The sequence below is a fragment of the Cupriavidus sp. SIMBA_020 genome (assembly GCF_046535395.1).
GTDB lineage: Bacteria > Pseudomonadota > Gammaproteobacteria > Burkholderiales > Burkholderiaceae > Cupriavidus > Cupriavidus campinensis.
Genome location: NZ_JAWRWU010001475.1, coordinates 1 through 243, shown reverse-complemented (window position 1 = coordinate 243; position 243 = coordinate 1). Strand labels below are relative to the sequence as shown.

1 protein-coding gene is annotated in these 243 nt (G+C 70.8%); it reads left to right on the top strand.

Annotated features, from left to right (window positions below):
• The coding region (locus SB751_RS34485) for a hypothetical protein (protein WP_410749553.1) at positions 1 to 189 on the top strand (189 nt) is incomplete at its 5' end.
• Positions 190 to 243: the final 54 nt, after the last annotated feature.

The window sequence follows — 243 nt, the reverse complement described above, 5'->3', positions numbered from 1 at the left end:
CGATCTGCCGATCACGCTCGACAAGGTGGCGACGTCGGCGATGGGCTGAGCGTCAGCGGCGCGGGGTTCTGCGCCGCAAGTTGCTGCGCATGGGGCGTTGTCGCGCGCGGTGCGAGCGCGTGCGGCTGCGGCTGCATGTGCCGCGTGTATCGCGTGGCGTGTGCCGCGCGCCGACTCGCCCGCGCGTGAGTCGGCGGGTGGCTTGGTCCGTCGATTAGCTCGTGAGTTAGCGTGCGAACAGCG